This window comes from Streptomyces sp. NPDC002787, assembly GCF_053592095.1.
Window position 1 is genome coordinate 71805 of record NZ_JBSFVC010000017.1, and the last position, 19421, is coordinate 91225.

A 19421-nucleotide genomic window follows, 5' to 3' on the forward strand; every position below is an offset into this window, starting at 1 on the left:
GGCCTCACCCCGCGATCCGCACGGTCGTGTTGGCGCCCCAGATCGCGAGGCTCAGAAAGAAGTCCAGGACGTTGATGGCGACGATCGAGGTCCGCACCGCGCGGCCCACGGCGACGCCGACCCCGGCGGGTCCGCCGCTCGCGTAGTAGCCGTAGTAGCAGTGCACCAGGATGATCAGGACGGCGAAGACGATCACCTTGCCGAAGGACCACAGCACGTCGACGGGCGGCAGGTACTGGTGGAAGTAGTGGTCGTACGTGCCGGTCGACTGCCCGTAGTAGACGGTGGTGATGGTGCGGGCGGCGAGGTAGGAGGACAGCAGGCCGATCACGTACAGCGGGATCACGGCGACGAAACCGGCGATCATCCTGGTGGTGACCAGGAACGGCAGCGAGGGCACGCCCATCACTTCGAGCGCGTCGGTCTCCTCGCTGATCCGCATCGCGCCGAGCTGTGCGGTGAACCCGGCGCCGACCGTGGCGGACAGGGCGAGCCCGGCCACCAGCGGGGCGATCTCCCGGGTGTTGAAGTACGCCGACAGGAAGGCCACGAAGTTGGAGGTGCCGAGCTGGTTGAGGGCCGCGTAGCCCTGGAGGCCCACCTCGGTGCCGGTGAAGAACGACAGGAAGGCGATCACGCCGACCGTGCCGCCGACGACGGCCAGCGCCCCGCGCCCGAAGCTCACCTCGGCGAGCAGCCGCACGATCTCCTTCTTGTAGCGGCGCAGGGTGCGGCCCGTCCACGCGAGTGAGCGGCCGTAGAAGGAGAGCTGGGTGCCCAGCTCCTCCAGCGAGCGGAGCGGGCGGTCGAGGAGTCGTGGAGGTCGCATCGTCGGTTCCCTCAGCCCCTCTGCGGGACGACTTGGAAGTACACCGCGGTCATCACGAAGTTGGTCACGAACAGCAACATGAAGGTGATCACCACTGACTGGTTGACCGCGTCGCCGACGCCCTTGGGGCCGCCCTTCGCGGTGAGCCCCTTGTACGAGGCGACGATCCCGGCGATCGCCCCGAACACCAGCGCCTTCACCTCGGCCGCCCACAGGTCGGAGAGCTGGGCGAGGGTGGTGAAGGACGCCAGGTACGCGCCGGGTGTGCCGTTCTGGAGGATCACGTTGAAGAAGTAGCCGCCGGCCACGCCCACGACCGACACCAGGCCGTTGAGCAGCACGGCCACCACCATGGAGGCCAGTACGCGGGGTACGACCAGCCGGTGGATCGGGTCGATGCCGAGCACCTGCATGGCGTCGATCTCGTCCCGGATCTTGCGCGCCCCGAGGTCCGCGCAGATCGCCGTGCCGCCGGCGCCCGCGATCAGCAGCGCGGTGACGATCGGCGAGGCCTCCCGCAGGACGGCGAGGACGGAGGCGGCACCCGCGAAGGACTGGGCGCCGAGCTGCCGGGTCAGGCTGCCTATCTGGAGGGCGATGACGGCCCCGAAGGGGATCGACACGAGGGCCGTGGGCAGGATCGTGACGCTCGCGACGAACCACGCCTGCTGGATGAACTCCCTTGCCTGGAAAGGCCGTCGGGGTATGGTCCGCACGACGTCCAGCGCCATGGCGAACAGGTTGCCCGAGTGCCGCAGCGCTCCGGTCGGCGACAGGCTCACGCTCCGGCCACCTCCTTCCGGTGCAGCTCGGCCTCTCGTCGTGCGATGGCCTCCCAGCGGGGCGGCCTGGTGATGCCCGGACCCGGCAGCAGGCGGGGAGGCAGCTCCTGACTGCCGGGCGTCGTGGTGTGCTCGCCGTCGCCGAGCTGTGCCAGCTCCTGCTCGACCTGCGCGGCGTCCTTCTCCTCCGCCATGCCGATAGGCCCCTGCATCCGGCCGTTCAGGAACTGGCGTACGACGGGCTCGTCGCTGGTCAGCAGCTTCTCGCGAGGGCCGAACATCACCAGCTCGCGCCGGAACAGCAGCCCGATGTTGTCCGGCACCTGGCGGGCCGAGGCGATGTCGTGCGTGACGATCAGGAAAGTGGCGTCGATCTGCGCGTTGAGGTCGACGATCAGCTGGTTGAGGTAGGCGACGCGTACGGGGTCGAGGCCCGAGTCGGGCTCGTCGAAGAGGATGATCTCGGGGTCCAGCACCAGGGCCCGTGCCAGGCCGGCCCGCTTGCGCATACCGCCGGAGATCTCGCCGGGCAGTTTCCCCTCGGCGCCGATCAGCCCGACCATGTCCATCTTCTCCAGCACGATGCGCCGGATCTGGCTCTCCGACTTCCTGGTGTGCTCGCGCAGCGGGAAGGCGATGTTGTCGTACAGGTTCATCGAGCCGAACAGCGCGCCGTCCTGGAACAGCACGCCGAACAGCTTCCGCACCTCGTACAGGTCGTGCTCGCGGAGCTTGGTGATGTCCCGGCCCTGGATCGTGATGGAGCCGCGCTCCGGCTTCAGCAGCCCGACGAGCGTCTTGAGGAACACCGACTTGCCCGTGCCCGAGGGGCCGAGCATGACCGATACCTCCCCGGCGGGCAGCGTCAGCGAGACGTCCTGCCAGATGACCTGGTGACCGAAGGACTTGGTCAGCCCTTCCACACAGATCTCGACACCCATCCGGTTCACCCTTCAGCCGTGGAGCAGCTCCGACATCTGCTCTACGGGGAGGGGCGGGGCGTCCGTCGCGACGAGGCCGATTTTTTTCGGACGGGTTTGCGGACGGGGTCACGGCCGGGGTCGTGGACGGGGTCGTGGACGGCTGGGCAGGCGGCCTTACGAGCCGCCGGACCTGCGCGTTTACGGGAGCGCGGTCGCGGCGGGGAGCGAGAGGGGAGCGGACGGTACGACGGACGTGTCCGGAACCGACGACATCGACGTCAGTGAGGGGACGATGGACTCGACCGGCGCATCGGGGGGATCTGGCACATCGGGGACGCTCGATATGTGTGGCGTCTCCGGCAGCTCGGGCACGCCCGGGACCTCGGGCACGCCCGGGACCTCAGGAACCTCGGGAACCTCGGGAACCTCGGGAACCTCAGGCACCCCGGGAACCTCAGGCACCTCGGGCGCCGACAGCCCCGGAAGCGAGGGCACCGAGACCTCGGGCAAGGGCGGCACGGACAGCGGCAGCATCGATCCGTCGTCGGCCTCGGCTCCCGCCGGACCGTCGCCGGGAGCCGCCGACGCGGGCGACGATCCGCGCGGCTCCGGCGCGCGCGCCTGGCCGTCCCCATCGGTCGTGAGCGCCTCCGAGGGCCCGGACACGGAGGGCCGCGGAGCCGGACCGTCCGTGCTCCCGTCGAGCGCGTACGGCATCACGAACCCCGCCACCGCCAGGGTCGCCGCCGTCGAGGCGACAGCCACGGCATGAGCTTTCCCGCCTCCCCGCGGCCGCCCGCGCCCGAGCAGGAACAGCACCACGCCCAGCGTCCCGGCCAGCGAGGCGCGCAGCGTCCGCCGGGCCCGGGCGAGCAGCGACTCGACGGTCCGGTAGCTCAGCCCCATCTCCATGGCGACCTGGCCGACGTCGAGGTCCTCGGACTTGAGCCGCAGCGCCTCCGCCTGCCGGGCGGGCAGCTCCCCGCTGCGCACGGCCAGCCACCTCGCCTCGGCCCGGTCGCACACCGCCTCCTCGACGGGCACCGGGCCCGGTGCGATCAGCGTGGGGCTGGTGCGCACCTCTGCCTCGCGGTTGACCTGCCGGTACCGGTCGACGCACAGCCGCATCGTCACGGTCGTCAGCCAGGCGCCGAGGCGCTCGTCGTCGAGGTCCGGGCGCTCGGCGGCGCGCAGCATCGCCTCGTGCACGGCGTCCTCGGCGTCCTCCGGACTCATCGACCTGCGCCGGGCCACCTTGAGCAACTGCTCGCGGTGGCTCCACATGCGCTGCCAACGGTGGTGGTCCTCCTCCGTCCCGGCAGGCATGGCCGCCTCTGCCCCAGCCGCTGTGGCCGCCTCTGTCTCAGCAGGCATGTCCGTCGCCATGAGGGCCCCTTCGCGCTCACTCCGCCGTCTCGTGCCGTCCGGCGGAGGGCGACATTACCGCCCGGTATCCACGGTTGTGGAGGGGCAGGGGCGCATCGTGTCCTCACCGTTGCTGGTCAGCACCGCTGCTGGTCAGCGGGCCGGCACCGGGCAGTACGTCGTCGCCGGGCAGCTCAACGCCCGGATCGGGTACGGGGAGCGGCGGCTCCTCCGTCTCCCGCGCTCCGCCCGCCGGACGGGACGGAGAGGGCGAGGGGGAGGGTGAGGCGGGCGGTGTGGACGGTGTAGGAGACGGGCTCGCGCCCGAGCGCTCGGACGGCTCCGGCGAGGGTTCGCGGGTGCTCCTCGGTCGCGGGGGCTCCGGTCGCACGGACGACCCGCCGCTCTGGTCCGGCACCACCCGATGCCCTTCCAGGAAGTACGCGTACCAGGCCCTGACCGTGCGCAGATAGGCCACCGAGTGGTTGTAGCCGAGGATCGCCCGATCCAGGTCGGCCGGGTCGGAGAGGTCCCGCCCGCCCGCGCAGAGGTAGCGCCCGGCGGCGAGCGCCGCGTCGAAGACGTTGTTCGGATCGGCACGTCCGTCGCCGTTGCCGTCCGCGCCCCAGCGGGTCCAGGTCGACGGGATGAACTGCATCGGGCCGACCGCCCGGTCATACGTCGTGTCCCCGTCGTACCGGCCGCCGTCGGTGTCCCGGATGACCGCGAAGGCGCCGCCGTTCAGCCGGGGGCCGAGGATCGGTGTCACGGCCGTGCCGTCCGAGGTCACCCGGCCGCCGCGCGCCTGCCCCGACTCCACCTGGCCGATGGCGGCCAGCAACTGCCACTCCAGCCGGCATCCCGGTGCGGTGCCCGCGAGCGCCGACTCGGCGCGCCGGTACGCGGCGAACACGGTCGCGGGCAGTGCGCCGCCGGCCGGCCCCGCGGCCGTCTCCTCGTCGGACTTCCCGGCGCGCAGTGGCGGAAGCTGGGTGCGGTACGGGGCGTCGCCGGACACGCTCGGCCCGCGCTCGACGCGCGCCGCGTTCCGCGCCGGCTCCACGGCCTGTGCCGGGATCCCCTGCGCCTGGGAGGCGGTCAGCGCGGCCATCGCCGCCGCCGCGATCGCCGTGCTTCTGGTCCCTCTGAGTGCCCCTCTCGCCGTACCGACCGTCCTGAACACCATGCGCAACGCCACCTCGCGGCCCCTCCCTGTGCGGATTCCGTCCTCTGCTCTACGCGGACGGTCGGCACGTCCGTCGCCGGAGGAGGAGGAGCATGCAGCGGAGCAGTGTCATCCGCCCTGCTCTCTCCGTTTTGGGTGACAGGATCACCGTCGCGGAAGATGACGAGAAACCTGTGAGCCATCAATGATCGACGGCTGAGCTTTCTCAGCGCCGCCCCGGCCCGCGGCCGAATCGGCGATGGGCGGCCTGGAAGGCGGCCGCTGTTGCTGACCCGTGGCAGACAGCCCGCCGATCACCCACCAGCCGACCCACCAGGCAAGTACGCTCCCGACGCAATCGCTCCCGAGGAAGACTCGAACGGCGGGGTGATCAGTACTCCAGCTCGGGGCGCAGGCGCAGCGGGCCGCCTACCGTGTGGAGGTACCGCAGTACCTGGACGTAGGAGTCGACGAGCCCGGTCTCGTGGTACGCGATGCCGTGCCGGGCACAGTAGGCGCGCACGAGTTCCTGCGCATGGCGCAGGCTGGGCCGCGGCATGGAGGGGAACAGATGGTGCTCGATCTGGTAGTTGAGCCCGCCGAGCGCGAAGTCGGTGAGTCGGTGACCGCGGATGTTGCGTGACGTCAGTACCTGCCGACGCAGGAAGTCGACCTTGTCGTCCTTGCCGAACAGGGCCATGCCCTTGTGGTTCGGGGCGAACGAGCACCCCATGTACAGGCCGAACAGACCTTGGTGCACAAGGAGGAAGACGACTGCCTGCACGGGGGTCAGGACCAGGAACAGTGCGGCGAGGTAGCCGCCGAGATGCGCCGTCAGCAGGCCCGCCTCGGCCACCTTGGTCGTCCGCGAGGTCGCCGTGCCGGTGCGGTCGAGCAGCGCCCGTACGCCGGCGACGTGCAGGGCGAGTCCTTCCAGCAGCAGCATCGGGAAGAACAGCCAGGCCTGGTGACGGGCCAGCCATGCGTACGCCCCGCTGCGGACGCGGGCGTGGTCCTCGGTGAAGGCGATCGCGCCGTCGGCGATGTCGGGGTCGCGGTCGACGTGGTTCGGGTGGGAGTGGTGCCGGTTGTGCTTGGCGATCCACCAGCCGTAACTGAGGCCGATCAGCAGGTCGGCGTGCACGCGGCCGAGCAGGTTGTTGACGCGCTTGGAACCGGCGATCTGGTGGTGTCCCGCGTCGTGCCCGATGAATCCGGTCTGGGTGAACATCACGGCGAGGAAGGCGGCGGTCAGCAGCTGCCACCACGACTGCCCGATCAGCGCGAACGCGGTCCAGCCGGCGGCCAGCAGGAGGAGGTTCGCGCCGACCTTGACGGAGTAGTAGCCCGGCCGCCGCTTCAGCAGCCCGCTCCGTTTCACCTCACGGGAGAGCGCGGCGTAGTCGCTGCCCCGGGTTCCGGGAGGGGGGTCCGTCGTCTCGGCGACGTGGGCCGTCTGATCGGTGCCCCGGTTGATGATGTCACTGCTCACAGTATTCCTTTCGGAATGTGCGGGGCCGGTACCACCGGCGCGGGGGCAGGGCGCCGGACGCGGGAAGTCCCGTACGGAAACAGACGGATGCGACACGAGACAGGCCCGCGACACAAGACAGGCCCGCGATGCGGGCCGTCGTGACGAGATGTCCTCAGAGCGCGCGGACCTGGTCGGCCTGCGTGCCCTTGAGGCCCTGGCCGGCGGTGAACCACTTCACGGTTCCTTGAGCCATGTGATGTCTCCTTCGAGATGGCGAGTAGGTCGGGTATGCGCGCGATCGCGCGGTCCCGGGCTGTTGGTCGCCAACCGTCGAAGAAAACCCCCAAAACGACAAAACGCCCGCTGTCAGAACTCCGCGGGCGCTTCCACGTTCGCAAACTTCAACCACAACCACTCGCTACAACGTCCGGTGCGCCGGGAATGTTCCCGCCTGGGCCGGGAAGGGCTCGGTGACGCCCCCGGCGGGCGGGCGGTTCCGGAGTCCGGACCGGCACGTGTGGGCCCCGGAGGGGAGTACGGTTGCGGCACCGAGCGCACCTCGCACGCCGTCACCCGTTTCGGCGTCGCCCTCGGAGAACGGCACAGGCCGGCGCGCATCGGATCCGGCCGGAGAAGAGCCGCGCCATGCCTCCTGGCCTGTACTGCCCCGCCCCCTCCCGTATCCGGTCCCGCGCAGCGAGGTAGCGGATTTCCTGGCTGCCGACCAGTACGCCCGACCCGATCAGCACGGCTCCGAACCGATGAGCACGGCCCTGAACCGATCAAGAGATGCGGACGCATGTATTCACAGGACTCGATCTCCAGCCGCCGCCGCGGCCGCCCCGAACCTACCCCGGAGATGCTCTCCGGGCTGGCCTGCCTCATGTGCGGCACCGACTACCGGAACGCCCCCGATCCGCAGGTGGTGGTGGTCTCCCACCGCGACGACAAGCAGCTGCTCGCCTGCCACGGCACGTGCGCGCGCATGGCGAGCGGGTCGGTCGACGGTCTGGACGAGACGCCCCTCCCGCTGACTGAGCGCGTGCGCAGGCACGGGGCGGACGGCTCCTGATCCGGAGACCCGGGCAGCCACCGCAAGTACGACGCGAACGAAATGACCCGAACGAAGTGATGAGGAAGCGTATGAGCCTGTTGAGTCTCGGAGTACTCGCCTCCTCCCGCAAGGAAAACGAGTTCCGCCTGCCGTTGCACCCCGCCCACCTCGGCCGGATCGCCTCGGACGTACGAGAGAGGATCTTCCTCGAACAGGGCTACGGCGAACGGTTCGGCGTCGCCGACGACGCGCTGCGACCGCTCGTGGCGGGACTGCGCTCCCGCGAGCAACTCCTCGACGAGTGCGATGTGTTGCTGCTGCCCAAGCCCATGCACGAGGACGTCGCCGCGCTGCGCCAGGGCCAGGTGCTGTGGGGATGGCCGCACTGCGTGCAGGACGAGAGGATGACGCAGCTCGCCATCGACCGTCAGCTGACCCTCATCGCCTGGGAAGCCATGAACCACTGGACGTCCACGGGCGCCTTCAGTGTCCATTTGTTCCACAAGAACAACGAGCTCGCGGGCTACTGTTCGGTGCTGCACGCCCTGCAGCTCGGCGGACTGACCGGCAGTTACGGGCGGCGCCTGCGCGCCGTGGTCATCAGCTTCGGCGCCACGGCGCGCGGAGCGGTCACGGGCCTGGGCGCCATGGGAGTCTCCGACGTCACGGTGCTCACCCAGCGCGCCGCGGCGGCGGTGGCCTCACCGATGCCGTCGGTCGTGATGGGTCACTTCGAGGAGCACCAGGACGATCCGTCGCGTCTACAGGCGCTTACCCCGGCGGGACCCGTGCCGCTCGCGGAGTATCTCGCCGGGTTCGACATCATCGTCAACTGCGTCCGGCAGGACACCGACGCGCCCTTGACGTTCGTCACCGACGAGGAACTCGCCCTGTTCCGGCCGGGCTCCTTCTTCATCGACGTCTCCTGCGACGAGGGCATGGGCTTCGCCTGGGCCCGTCCGACCACCTTCGGCGATCCGATGCCCATGGTCGGGCCGGGGTGCCACTACTACGGGGTGGACCACAGCCCGTCCCACCTGTGGAACTCGGCCACGTGGGAGATCAGCGAGGCGCTCCTCCCTTATCTGCGCAAAGTCATGAGCGGCCCCGCGGCATGGGACGCGGACCCCACGGTCGGAAAGGCCATCGAGATCCGCGACGGCGTCGTCCTGAACCCGAAGATCCTCTCCTTCCAGCACCGGACAGCCGCCTACCCCCACACCCCCAACATCCCGGCCCCCGCCCTCACCCCCGTGCCGCACTCCGCCGCGCAGCCGGCCTGACACCCCCCGGACCCGGGCGTGGTCACTTCTCCCGCGGGAGAGTCACCGGCCGGTCAGCCCGGCCAGTTCGCCGATCGAGCAGAGCGTGTCGCCGTCCATGCCCTCACCCTTGCTGTCTCCCCTACGGGAGACTCAAGCTCATCCGCCTGCCGACCGCCTCGCACGCAGCGGATTCACCTTCTGCCACGCAGAGGCTCCGCCACCGCATCCGGCGAGCGGAGCGAGCACGACGGAGACGGCGCAGAGGGCGAAGGCCGGCACGGTGGTACGGGACTTCATGGCGGGATGCTGCCTTGGATGTTCGCTGGCGGGTGCTGCCTGCCACGGCACCGGCCCTTCCGGAGGAGCTTGCCGACGTGGGCCGGGCCGTGACCTGCGGGGAGGCACGCTAGTCGCGGCCTCGCGTCGTGGGGTGCAGCGGTCTCATCGGTCGCGGTAGGAGCCGAGGTGCCAGACAACGGCCTCATCCAGCTTCACCGTGCCGTTCTCGGCGAAGACCTCCACTCCCTGGCTGGCCGGGTCGGGGAAGATCTGGTCGGTGATCACGGCTTCGCCGTTGCCGCCGAAGACCTCGACGGAGGACCAGTCGACGAGGATCCGCAGCTTGACCTTGCCGTTCTTGGCCTTCAGCGGCGCTGTCTGGATGCCGGGGAAGGTGCTGTTGAAGTCGTCGGCGCCGGAGTTGGCGCGGTCGACGTACAGCTCCCGCGTCGTGGTGTCGTAGCCGATGACGGTCTCCTCGCCGTCGGCGCCGGTGCGTACCTTCAGGCCGAAGCGGTCGGCGTCCTTGAGGGAGAAGGTGGCCTCGATGTCGAGTGCCTTGCCCTGGGCCGCGGGGCCGATCAGGGGCTTCGTGGTGCTCTTGACGGTGACGTCGGCCGCCGTCGCGGGGCTCTTCTTCCGGAGGGACTCCAGGCCGTCGACCGGCTTGCTGGTGAGCCGGATCTGGCCGTCGACCGTGCGCAGGGCCATCTCCCGGGGGGCGCTCTGCGCGCCGCGCCAGGGGGAGGTGGGGATGGCGCCGCTGTAGTCCCAGTTGTTCATCCAGCCGACCATGTACCGCTTGCCGCCCGGGGCGTTCTCCCAGGACACGGCCGCGTAGTAGTCCTTGCCGTAGTCGGCCCAGTCGGCGCGCTGCACGACGGACTTGGCGGCGGTGTCGGCTTCGGTGAACTGGTCGGCCAGGATGTGGCCCCAGCCGGCATTGTTCATGTCTACGATCTGGATCTTCACCTTCTTGCCCGCGTAGGGACGCAGGTCGAAGGAGGCCCAGTCCAGTGTCTCGCTGTTGGCACCGGTGGCGCTGCGGACGACCTGGCCGTCGACGATCAGGTCGACGGACGTCTCCTGGGAGACGGGCTGGGCCAAGGCGTCGGACAGCATGATGTGGTCCACGTTCAGGTGGCCCCAGCCGCCGGTGTTGTCGTCGACGATCCTGATCCGCGCCTGCTTGCCGGCGAGATCGCCGACGTCCCAGGAAGCCCAGTTGAGAGCCTCGCTGTCCCTTCCGGTGGCACTGCGCACCACTTCGCCGTCGACGACGAGTTCCATGGCGGTGGGATTGGCGTAGCCGGTGGGGTGGTTGCCGCCGCCGATGAGGAAGTTGATGTGCTTCTTGTCGATGGTGAACTCGGGCGAGGTGAGGGTGCCGGTGGTGCTATCGCCGTCCAGGTAGCTGTTGACCAGTCCGTCGCCCAGGAATCCGGAGACTTCCTGCTGGTTGCCGATCGTGCCGGTGGCCGGTGCCGAGCCGAAGGCGTCTCCGGTCGTCGTCCAGTCGCCGTAGCCGCCGCCTTCGAAGTCGGCGAGGACGGTGCCCTCCGGCGGCGGCCCCTGCTCCATGACGGTTCCGGACTCGTGCGGGTGCCGGCCGCCGCCGATCTTGAAGTTCAGGTAGGAGCTGTCGACGGTGAATTCGGGTGAGGTGAGGGTGCCGGTGGTGCCGTCACCCGAGTGGAAGCTGTTGGCGAGGCCCTTGCCGTCGAAGCCCTCGACGGTCCCCTGTCCGGCCACCGCCCCGGCCGCCGGTCCGTCGCCGAAGGCGGTGCCGGTGGTCGTCCACGTACCGAAGTCGGCACCCTCGAAGTCCTGCACCACGGTGCCGGTGGGCGGGGTGTAGGTGCCCTTGTCGTCGGCGGTGAACTTCTCGCCGTCGAAGTCGCCGACGAAGTACTGGGCGGCCGAACCACCGGCGATTCCACCGGGGTTGATGTTGACGACCAGGACCCACTTGATCTTCTTCTTGTCCCGTCGACCGCGAGCGGGAACAGGTCGGGGCACTCCCACACACCGCCCGTCGCGCCGGCCGGCCCGAACTCGCTCTGCAGCTCCCAGTCCTTGAGGTTCTTCGACGAGTAGAACCGCACCTTGTGCTCCGTGGACAGCGACACCGTCATCAGCCAGCTCTTGGTCGGCGCGTACCACTGGACCTTGGGGTCGCGGAACTCCTTGGAGCCGATGTCGAGGACGGGATTGCCCTGGTACTTGGTCCAGGTGCGGCCGCGATCGGTGCTGTAGGCGAGGGACTGGGCCTGGATGCCCGTGTCCTTGGCGTGGCTGGTGTAGATGGCCACCATGGCCGGGTTCTTCTCCGTGCCGAAGCCGGTGGTGTTGTCCCAGTCGACGACCGCGCTGCCGGAGAACACCATCTCCTCGTCGTCGTGCGACAGGGCGAGCGGCAACTCCTCCCAGTGCACGAGGTCCTTGCTCACCGCGTGGCCCCAGGACATGTCGCCCCAGGAGTTGCCGTTCGGGTTGTACTGGTAGAAGAGGTGGTATTCGCCCTTGTAGTACACGAGGCCGTTGGGATCGTTCATCCAGTTCTTCTCCGGAGTGAAGTGGAACTGGGGCCGGTAGGTCTCGGAGTACGGCGGGGTGTCGGCAGCTACGGCTGAAGGAGCCAGCGGGGCTGCGGACAGGGCGCAGACGGTCGCCACGCCGCGATCATTCGTATACGGGCATGCCGGGATTCACGTCCAGAGTTCATGGCGTCTCCTGCGCTGCGGCCGTCCACGGTGCGGAGCCTGCGGCTCCGACGTGGGCCGACGGAAGAGTGATGCCGGGTCGGCTTGGTCGTCCACACCGCCGACCCGGGGGTGTCATCGTTGACTTGTGTCATCGATGACACCGAGCGGCCCGATGATGGGCTGAATCCGCCCAACGCGTCAACGGTTTGGGCGGAACCTCTCGGCCCGGCACTCCTGTCCGTCGAGCGCCACTGTCGACTGGTCGGCTGTGCCAACTGGTTCCGCCACGGCAGGTTGGGACGGGCGACCGAGCAGGTCAGGGCCGCGACTCGAGCGCCGGCCCAACAGGCTTCCGCGACCTCGTCGAGACTGATCTCGGCCAGCCGGCCACCTCAGGTCCGCAGCGCCGTGCGTTCCTCGACGATCAGTCCCGAAGGGGCTGTTACCGACTCGACCCGGCCGCCGGACCTGCACCCCAACACATCCACGGCAGCAGCATCCTCAACGCGGCCTCAATGAGGCCCGCCCAGGTGGGGCGCAGGTACGGGCCGTTCATCACGCCAGCTCAGAAAGAGGCTCGCAGCGGATTTCCCTTCCCATGCGCAGAGGCTCCGCCCGGTACTCGGGACGGAGCCTCTGCGGCAGTTGCCGCCGGCCAGGACATCTACGCGCAGGCTACCGGTGACGGACTGCGCCAGGGCGAGCTGAGCAGCCCTGAGCGATGCGTGGACCATCCCCGCAGGCGTCCGAGAGGCGGACCGGACCGGGAACTGGCACAGCAGATGGTCGAGCGGGCCCGTGCGCCAAGTGCGCCTTCCATGGGCGCCGCGCCTATGCCGAGCGGGTGAGGGCGGCTCGAACCCTTCGACAGGCCCTCGCGATCGAGTGGCCGCGTATCCCGTCGGAGTGCTCGCGCAGGAGAACGGTGGGATCGGAGCGCCGGGTGAGTTGTCGTAGCTTGGCGCGGCTGCAGTGCTCGACGAGGATCGGCACGTAGTTGGGAATACGAGCGTTGCTGAGTGGCTGGTAGCAGTCCTGCACCACATCCCGCACGATTGCAGCCGTCAACAGGTTGGCGTAGGCGGCCGTCAGCCGGTCCGTCAGATCCTGGATGGCGTCAGGTACCGCGGCTTCGGCCGTGTTCGCGCCCATGGGGCGCTCCTCACTGTCGCAGATGGCCGACCGCGGCGTCCGATCACGATCCGGGTGCTCGGTGGCGGCCTGTCCACTTCCCATAGTTGCACGGACCGCGTTCGTGGAACGGCCCACCGGATCTGTTCATGAACTCGACATGTCGGATGGGTCGACCTGCGGGTTGGGCGGCCGAGGGGGTTCGCGGCAGCAGCAGTCTCGGTTGCCTTGTTCACAGCACCGGCAGGTCAGGCGACGGGTGTCGCTACCGACTCCGACACGGGATTTACGCGACTGATCGGCGCCGTCCGGGGAACCCAGCATGTACATGTAGCGGCGCAGCCACCGGGATCACGTGTGGTGCGTCGTCCACCGACAGGGGTAGTCAGATGCTCGCATTCGTGGCCGCCGCACTCTTCGTCATCGCCTTCATCATCCATGTCACCGAGACGTCGACCGAGGTGATCTTCAGCCCGACGAGCCTCATGCTTGCCGGGCTCGCTTTCCTCGCTGTGCACTCGGCCGGCGTGGGGTCTGGCTGGTCCTCCCGGGGAAGCGGGCGTCGGCGCTGAGGAAGTGATGCGCTCCATCCTCGTGCCGGCGGATCCGAACAGGGAGCGGCCGGGTATCTCCCATCAGCGGGGCGGAGTTGCGCCCGGATCAGGCGATCACCCGCCTGCAGTCGGTGGCTGACTGTATGCCGCGGAGGAGCGATGGGGCGGAGTCCTTGCCCCTGGCCGCCTCGCGACCAGACCACACGGTCCTCGCTGGTCTGCGGCGTGTCCCCGTCCGGCAGGCGCACGTCGTTGACGGCGATGTGCACCTCGACGGCTTCCAGGCCCCGCCTCCGTTCCACCGCCGCGATCACGTTCTCACGGACCTCTGCGGCGACCTGGCGGATACTGACCCCGCATGCGACGACGACCTGGAGGTCGATAGCGGTCTGCTTCTCACAGACCTCGACCTGACGCCGCGCCCCGCGCTCGCGTGCCCGCCCGGGCCCCGGTCGCGCACGGCGCCCATGGTTCGAGTGAATCCGCCGCCCAGTGCGTTGATTCCGGGGACCTCCCGTGCGGCGATCCGGACGATCTTCTCCACCACCCCGTCCGCTATGGCCGTTTCGTCACGTGGCCCCGGTGGTCCCTGTGGCCGGGCCGTGCGGCCTGCAGCATCGTGCCGACGCCGGTGCGGAACTCATCGGGATCGGACTTGTGCAGGGTTGAACTGTTCGGCCCCGTCATGCGAAGCCACCACCTCGGGCGGTGCACGGACTGCCGTGCCCGAGCGGCCGTCGGCCGACAAGTCTCGTGCCGCACTCGCCGGTACCTCACGGTGCGGCGGATATGCGCACCACCGCGTTTCGGCACCACCCACTTCCTGGGAATGGGCGGCTTCCGGCCGTCCACCGGACCGGGTCAGGGACTATGCTGCTGTACGGACGCCCCAGACCCCGGCGGCTTGTCGTTGCTCGACACAGATGGCTCCGGGGAGCGGATCTTTCGTCCGTCACCCGGCGCATCCCTGGAGGGAACTGGGTGGGGCCGCTGTCCTGTCGCACAGGCTGTGGGACCGACCGTTGTTCCACCTCCGCCGAACGTACGTCCCTGCCGACAGCACACCGAGGGGGCCGGGAATCCCGGCGTCACCGCGTGCGCTGCCGAATGGTCCTCCGAACCGAGGCGTCATGCCCCTTCCGCAGCTCACCGTCTACCGCCATGACCGAAGGCACCGGGCACTGGTCACCCTGGCCGGCGAGATCGACCTGGAATCGGCGCCGCTGGTGCGCGCGGCACTGGCGCGGTGTCTGGGCGACGGTATCCGCATCATCGACGTCGACCTCACCCCCGTCACCTTCTGCGACTGCAGCGGCCTCAACGCCTTCCTCGACGCCGCGCAGAAGACCACCGAGGCCGGCGGGACCCTGGGACTGCACCACCCGCCACCGGCACTGGGCCGGATACTCAATCTCACCGGCTGCGGGTTCCTGCTCCTTGGCCTGCCGTTCGGGCCCCTGTCACCTCCTCTCGCGGCGGGTGCCCCAGACCCTGCCGCCCAAGCCCCGCCGCACCGGCATGTTCCGCTTGCGCCTGTCCTCTCGGGCGATGTGCGGTGACGGCCCGGCCCATGCGGGGGCAGGCGTACGGGCCCAGTGGCGGCGAGTCGCCCGCGCTGGACGCGGTGCGGTTGCGTCGGGTGAACCGCTGGCAGGCGCAGGGCCTGGGCGGGGAGCCGGCGGATCTGTACGTGGACTCCCTCGAGACGTCTCCCCGTGAGACCTACCGTGCTCCCGGCCGCCAAGACTTCCTGAACCGTCTCACCAGCGACATCCGCCGACCGGGGTTCGCCATGGTGATCGCAGAAACGGATGGCCTGGTGGGATGCGCCTTCGGCTTCCCGGTGCGTGGCGACGGCTCCTGGTGGCTCGGGTTCGACGGGGCACTGCCGCGCAGCATCGAGCAACTCACCGAGTCGGGCGGAGTCTTCGCGATCACCGACATCCTGGTCCGCCCGCACCCGCAGGACGAGCACGTGGCCCGCCGGTTGCAGGAGCGGCTGCTGACAGATCACCAGGCGTCGCTCGGCGCAACCTTGGTGGACCGGGCTGATCGCCCAACTCTCACTGCGCTCCGTTCCTGGGGGTGGCTGGACGTGGGAGAGATCTGGAGGCCGATCAGCGCCACGCTGCTCCGGGTGCTGGTCCTTCCCGTAGGGGAACGAACCGCGGCGAGGCTGGAGGGCTTGGCGCACGATGCCTGGACCCGGTGGCCCGGGTGAGGTCCGACAGCCGCTCGGCCCGTATCCAGGCGCTGGTCGCCGAGCAGGCGGCCCGCCGCGGAGCCCGGGTCGGCGTGGTGGACGTGTGCACCGCGGCCGTGGCCGCTCTGCCGGTCGGCGGAGCCGGAGTGTCCGCGATGTCCCGGACCACGACAAGCCATCCGCTGTGCAGCACCGACGACATCAGCGAGCAGTTGGAGGAGCTCCAGCTCACCCTGGGCGAGGGACCCTGCGTGGACGCCTTCACACAGGGTTCCGCCATCCTGACACCCGATCTGCTGACCGGCGCGATGCAGGACCGCTGGCCCGTGTTCGCCGATGCGGCGCTGGAAGCCGGGGCACGCGCGGTGTTCGCGCTCCCCCTGCAGATAGGGGCGATCAGCCCGGGAGTCCTGGACCTGTACGCCAACGTACCGACCGTGCTGGACGCGGAGGAGTTGGCCGACGCGCTGGCCTTCGCCGATCTCGCGACACTGCTCCTGCTCGATACTCGGATCGAGGAGACGGGCGCGCCGACCGGCGGACCGTTGCCGGACCGTGGCTTCGAGGACCTGGGCGGATACCGGCCGGAGATCGACCAGGCCACCGGCATCCTCACCGTCCAGCTCGGCGTCGGCATCGACGAAGCCTTCGTCAGGCTCCGCGCCTACGCCTACACCCAGGGACGCCGACTCGCCGAGGTGGCCGCCGACGTGGTGGCCCACCGGCTCCGCTTCTCCCCCGACGCGGAACCGAGACGGACCGACGAAGAAACCTGACGCACCGGTGCCGACCGACGAACGTGCTGCACTTCCGCCCCCTCCCGGCGGGAGAAGTCTCAAGCGAGGGTGTCACGATGAATCAGCAGCTTCTGGCCAAGACCTTCGTCGAGCTGGCGGACAACCTGGTCGCCGACTTCGACCTGATCGACTTCCTGCGCCTGCTCACCGACCGCTGCGTGGGCATGCTCGGCGCCAGTGCGGCCGGGGTGCTGCTCGCGGACCGTGACGGCGAACTCCGCGTCATGGCCGCCTCCGACGAACAGGTACGCCTGCTGGAACTCTTCCAGCTCCAGAACGACGAAGGCCCCTGCCTGGAGTGCTTCCGCACCGGCACACCGGTGATCGTCCCCGACCTGACCCGCGAGGTCGACCGCTGGCCACGCTTCGTCACGGCAGCCCACCGCAGCGGCTTCGGCGCGGTCCAGGCCCTGCCCATGCGTCTGCGCGACGAGGTCGTCGGCGCCCTGAACCTCTTCCGCGCCACCCCCGGCCCCTTCGACCCGGCCGCCACCCTCATCGCCCAGGCCCTCGCCGACGTCGCCACCATCAGCCTCCTGCAACAACGCACCACCCACCGCAGCACCGTCCTCAACGAACAGCTGCAGGCGGCGTTGAACAGCCGGGTGCTGATCGAGCAGGCCAAAGGGAAACTCGCCGAACGCCAGAACATCGACATGGAGCAGGCCTTCACCGCACTGCGCGGCTACGCCCGCGCCCACAACCGACGCCTGTCCGACGTCGCCCGCGCCTTCATCGACGACTCCGAACCCCTCCCCGGCCTGGTGGCCTGAGACCGACGCCGAGGCGGCGACCGCACGCAGCTGCCCAAGCACGAGGAATCACGCTCGGATCACGGGCCGTGCTTCTGGAGGCGCGGTGCTGCTGCGCGGCTGTCGGCTGACGCCCGCAGTGGTGCGCCGCCGGCTGCGGGGCTGGTCCCGGGCTCCGGGCCCTCGCCCTCGGCTGTCTCGCCGGACCGCACCGCCGTCCCCGCCGCTGTCGCTGTCCAAGCGGCGCAGTACAGCAGCAGCCTGGCCATGAGGTTGATCCACAGCACGACGGCGACCGGCACGGCGAAGGCGCCGTACATGCTCTTCGCCGCAACGCCCTGCAGGTAGCCGGTCAGCAGCCACTTGAGCAGTTCGAAGCCCACCGCACCGATCAGCCCGGCGACCACGACCTCACGTCGGTCGGGATGCACCCGCGGCAGCCGGGTGAGCAAATAGACCAGCAGCAGGAAGTCGACGACCAGGGCGATGGCCAGGCCGGCGAAGAACAGCAGGGCCCGTCCCGCCCCGCCCTCGATCCCGACCTTGTCGGCGGCCCAGCCGACGGCACTGTTCGCGAGCACCGAACTGCCGATCGCGACCAGCCCGACCGCGCCTAGACCGACCAGCACCACGGAGTCCTTCAACTTGAGCAGGAACGGATTGCCCGGGTCCTGCTCCTTCTCCCACACCGCACGCAGGCAGCCGCGCACGGCGCCGACCCAGTTGACGCCGATCACAAGCAGCAGCGCGCCCGCGATCAGCCCGACGGAACCGGCATGCGCGACAAGACTGTCCAGGTCCAGCAGGTCGGAGAGGCCCGGCGCCTGGTCGGCGATCTTGTCCTGGAGTTTCCCCAGCTGGTCGTCGCTCAGCAGCTTGGCACCGATCGCCGCGCCCACGGTGATCAGCGGAAAGAGCGCGACGAAACTGGTGAAGGTGATGGCCGCGGCGAGCCGGGCCCAGTGGACGGCATCCAGCCGCTCGTACGCCCGCCAGGCGTGCGTACGCATCAGCTGTCCGACCACAGGCAGCCTTCTCAGCCATTCCATGAGCAACACCCACTCCCTACGTACCCACAGCCGAGAAGAGAGGCATCCGGCGGGGAACCCGTGCGCTGCGGGTCGCCAGGCGGCCGACCTGGATCGTCAGTGAGCGGCCCGGTGGCGGAACCAGTGGTCCTTGTGACGGGGGCGATCGACCGGTCCGGCAGGGTCTTCGTCATGCCTCTCCCTCTGCGCCGTCCCCGAGCGGGCGGAGTCGCGTTCGTGGAGCAGAACGCGGCGTTCCTGTTCGGCTGCGGCTGTCTCGCGCCGAGACTGCTTGAGCCGGTGACGTGCGGTGCGGCCGCGACGAGCGGTGCGGCGTGTACCGGTCAGGAGCAGGCTCAGCCCGAGCAGAGCCGCCGCCCCGACGACGATGCCGTAGAGGAAGAGGGTGCCGGTGGAGCCGGTGACGTCGACTCCGAAGACGGAGAATCCCCCGGTGAACTCGTGGGCGCTACCACTGTTGGAAAGAACGCCGACGACGCCGATGCCTACCGCGGCAACGAGAATGATGAGTCCGAGGATGATCATGACGTGCTCCTGGGATCTGCTGCCTGCCCTCACGGTAGAACCGTTCTACCCGGCACGCCACCGCCAGAGGTTGCGTCTACCCAGAGATTGAGGTAGAGGCGAGACCGGAGGACGCGGGCACTACTGGTGGACGACCTCTGGTCCGCCCATCCGCCACGACCCCAGGAGGCATGGCGCCATGGTCTTCTTCCTGGTTCTTCTTGGGGGCGCCATCGCTCTGGTCGTCATCGGCGCTGTCGTCGACGGCGTGCTGTATCTGCTCTCCATCGCCGTGCTGCTCCTCATCGCCGCCGTGCTGTACCTGCTCGTGCGCTCGGTATCGCGCTCGCGCCGACGCCGATCAGAAGGCAGCCCGCGGCACCCCCAGCACCCGGCCGTACGGCGGTTCGAGCGCCGATGCCGTCCAGTCCTGCGACTGCGCATTGCCACTGGAACCTGGCCGCCCCCGGCGGCGTACGCGGCGGTGGCCCAGCAGACCGCGGCGTAGAAGAGCGCCCGGCCGCCGTCAAGCACTCGCGAGGCCGCGTTGCGCCGAGGCCTCCTGCCCAAGATCGCGCGGGCGCCCCGCC

Annotated in this window: 19 protein-coding genes and 2 pseudogenes; 8 read left to right on the forward strand and 13 right to left on the reverse strand. The window is 69.6% G+C overall.

Going from position 1 to position 19421, the window contains the following annotated elements; genetic code table 11:
- Positions 1 to 4: 4 nt before the first annotated feature.
- The 6 genes from ACWD26_RS24140 to ACWD26_RS24165 all read right to left on the reverse strand — a co-directional run bounded on the left by ACWD26_RS24140 (position 5) and on the right by ACWD26_RS24165 (position 6556).
- Positions 5 to 829 carry an MlaE family ABC transporter permease gene (locus tag ACWD26_RS24140; RefSeq protein ID WP_451273308.1) on the reverse strand — a complete coding sequence of 275 codons (825 nt, stop codon included), beginning with the start codon at positions 827 to 829 and terminating at the stop codon, positions 5 to 7.
- An 11-nt stretch (positions 830 to 840) separates the two neighbouring features.
- Positions 841 to 1611, reverse strand: a complete 771-nt coding sequence (locus ACWD26_RS24145) for an MlaE family ABC transporter permease (RefSeq protein ID WP_009313612.1) — start codon at positions 1609 to 1611, stop codon at positions 841 to 843.
- A complete protein-coding gene (locus ACWD26_RS24150) occupies positions 1608 to 2552 on the reverse strand; it encodes an ABC transporter ATP-binding protein (RefSeq protein WP_451273310.1) in 945 nt (314 codons plus the stop codon). Before ACWD26_RS24150 ends, ACWD26_RS24145 begins: the two co-directional genes overlap by 4 nt.
- Positions 2553 to 2732: 180 nt before the next feature.
- Positions 2733 to 3908 carry an RNA polymerase sigma factor gene (locus ACWD26_RS24155; protein WP_451273312.1) on the reverse strand — a complete coding sequence of 392 codons (1176 nt, stop codon included), beginning with the start codon at positions 3906 to 3908 and terminating at the stop codon, positions 2733 to 2735.
- Between the two features lie 115 nt (positions 3909 to 4023).
- Positions 4024 to 5085, reverse strand: coding sequence for a lytic transglycosylase domain-containing protein (locus ACWD26_RS24160; protein ID WP_451273314.1), 1062 nt, complete (start codon positions 5083 to 5085; stop codon positions 4024 to 4026).
- 370 nt (positions 5086 to 5455) lie between these two features.
- A complete protein-coding gene (locus tag ACWD26_RS24165; RefSeq protein ID WP_451273316.1) occupies positions 5456 to 6556 on the reverse strand; it encodes a fatty acid desaturase family protein in 1101 nt (366 codons plus the stop codon).
- A gap of 781 nt (positions 6557 to 7337) precedes the next feature.
- Between ACWD26_RS24165 and ACWD26_RS24170 the strand changes: the two genes are divergently transcribed.
- Both ACWD26_RS24170 and ACWD26_RS24175 read left to right on the forward strand, forming a co-directional pair.
- On the forward strand, positions 7338 to 7610 hold the full coding sequence (locus ACWD26_RS24170; protein WP_451273318.1) for a hypothetical protein: 273 nt from the start codon (positions 7338 to 7340) through the stop codon (positions 7608 to 7610).
- 71 nt (positions 7611 to 7681) lie between these two features.
- Positions 7682 to 8875, forward strand: a complete 1194-nt coding sequence (locus ACWD26_RS24175) for a N(5)-(carboxyethyl)ornithine synthase (RefSeq protein WP_451273320.1) — start codon at positions 7682 to 7684, stop codon at positions 8873 to 8875.
- A gap of 138 nt (positions 8876 to 9013) precedes the next feature.
- Here ACWD26_RS24175 and ACWD26_RS24180 read toward each other — a convergent pair whose 3' ends face one another.
- The 4 genes and pseudogenes from ACWD26_RS24180 to ACWD26_RS24195 all read right to left on the reverse strand — a co-directional run bounded on the left by ACWD26_RS24180 (position 9014) and on the right by ACWD26_RS24195 (position 12993).
- Entirely contained in the window at positions 9014 to 9154 is a 141-nt protein-coding gene (locus ACWD26_RS24180; RefSeq protein WP_451273322.1) for a hypothetical protein, read from the reverse strand.
- 144 nt (positions 9155 to 9298) lie between these two features.
- Positions 9299 to 11155, reverse strand: coding sequence for a GH32 C-terminal domain-containing protein (locus tag ACWD26_RS24185; RefSeq protein ID WP_451273324.1), 1857 nt, complete (start codon positions 11153 to 11155; stop codon positions 9299 to 9301).
- A 26-nt stretch (positions 11156 to 11181) separates the two neighbouring features.
- Positions 11182 to 11691 (reverse strand): annotated as a pseudogene (locus tag ACWD26_RS24190) (glycoside hydrolase family 32 protein); the annotation flags it as partial.
- A 981-nt stretch (positions 11692 to 12672) separates the two neighbouring features.
- On the reverse strand, positions 12673 to 12993 hold the full coding sequence (locus tag ACWD26_RS24195) for a three-helix bundle dimerization domain-containing protein (protein ID WP_451273326.1): 321 nt from the start codon (positions 12991 to 12993) through the stop codon (positions 12673 to 12675).
- 380 nt (positions 12994 to 13373) lie between these two features.
- Here ACWD26_RS24195 and ACWD26_RS24200 point away from each other — a divergent pair, with 380 nt between their 5' ends.
- Positions 13374 to 13544, forward strand: a complete 171-nt coding sequence (locus tag ACWD26_RS24200; protein ID WP_451273328.1) for a hypothetical protein — start codon at positions 13374 to 13376, stop codon at positions 13542 to 13544.
- 188 nt (positions 13545 to 13732) lie between these two features.
- Here ACWD26_RS24200 and ACWD26_RS24205 read toward each other — a convergent pair.
- A pseudogene (locus ACWD26_RS24205) lies at positions 13733 to 14130 on the reverse strand (Asp23/Gls24 family envelope stress response protein); the annotation flags it as partial.
- 526 nt (positions 14131 to 14656) lie between these two features.
- Between ACWD26_RS24205 and ACWD26_RS24210 the strand changes: the two are divergent.
- The 4 genes from ACWD26_RS24210 (at position 14657) to ACWD26_RS24225 (ending at position 17299) form a co-directional block, all read left to right on the forward strand.
- The gene (locus tag ACWD26_RS24210) at positions 14657 to 15085 is read left to right on the forward strand and encodes an STAS domain-containing protein (protein WP_451273330.1); all 429 of its coding nucleotides are present in this window, start codon (positions 14657 to 14659) and stop codon (positions 15083 to 15085) included.
- Positions 15086 to 15096: 11 nt separating this feature from the next.
- Complete coding sequence (locus tag ACWD26_RS24215; protein WP_451273332.1) at positions 15097 to 15747, forward strand: hypothetical protein; 651 nt, start codon at positions 15097 to 15099, stop codon at positions 15745 to 15747.
- Positions 15744 to 16505 (forward strand): GAF and ANTAR domain-containing protein, encoded by a 762-nt coding sequence (locus ACWD26_RS24220; RefSeq protein WP_451273334.1) that lies wholly within the window; start codon positions 15744 to 15746, stop codon positions 16503 to 16505. Before ACWD26_RS24215 ends, ACWD26_RS24220 begins: the two co-directional genes overlap by 4 nt.
- A 77-nt stretch (positions 16506 to 16582) precedes the next feature.
- Positions 16583 to 17299 (forward strand): GAF and ANTAR domain-containing protein, encoded by a 717-nt coding sequence (locus ACWD26_RS24225; RefSeq protein ID WP_451273336.1) that lies wholly within the window; start codon positions 16583 to 16585, stop codon positions 17297 to 17299.
- A 59-nt stretch (positions 17300 to 17358) separates the two neighbouring features.
- On the opposite strand, the gene ACWD26_RS24230 is transcribed toward ACWD26_RS24225, so the two are convergent.
- Positions 17359 to 18327, reverse strand: a complete 969-nt coding sequence (locus ACWD26_RS24230; protein WP_451273338.1) for a YihY/virulence factor BrkB family protein — start codon at positions 18325 to 18327, stop codon at positions 17359 to 17361.
- Between the two features lie 96 nt (positions 18328 to 18423).
- On the reverse strand, positions 18424 to 18852 hold the full coding sequence (locus tag ACWD26_RS24235; protein ID WP_451273340.1) for a hypothetical protein: 429 nt from the start codon (positions 18850 to 18852) through the stop codon (positions 18424 to 18426).
- A 178-nt stretch (positions 18853 to 19030) separates the two neighbouring features.
- Between ACWD26_RS24235 and ACWD26_RS24240 the strand changes: the two genes are divergently transcribed.
- A complete protein-coding gene (locus ACWD26_RS24240) occupies positions 19031 to 19339 on the forward strand; it encodes a hypothetical protein (protein WP_451273576.1) in 309 nt (102 codons plus the stop codon).
- Positions 19340 to 19421: the final 82 nt, after the last annotated feature.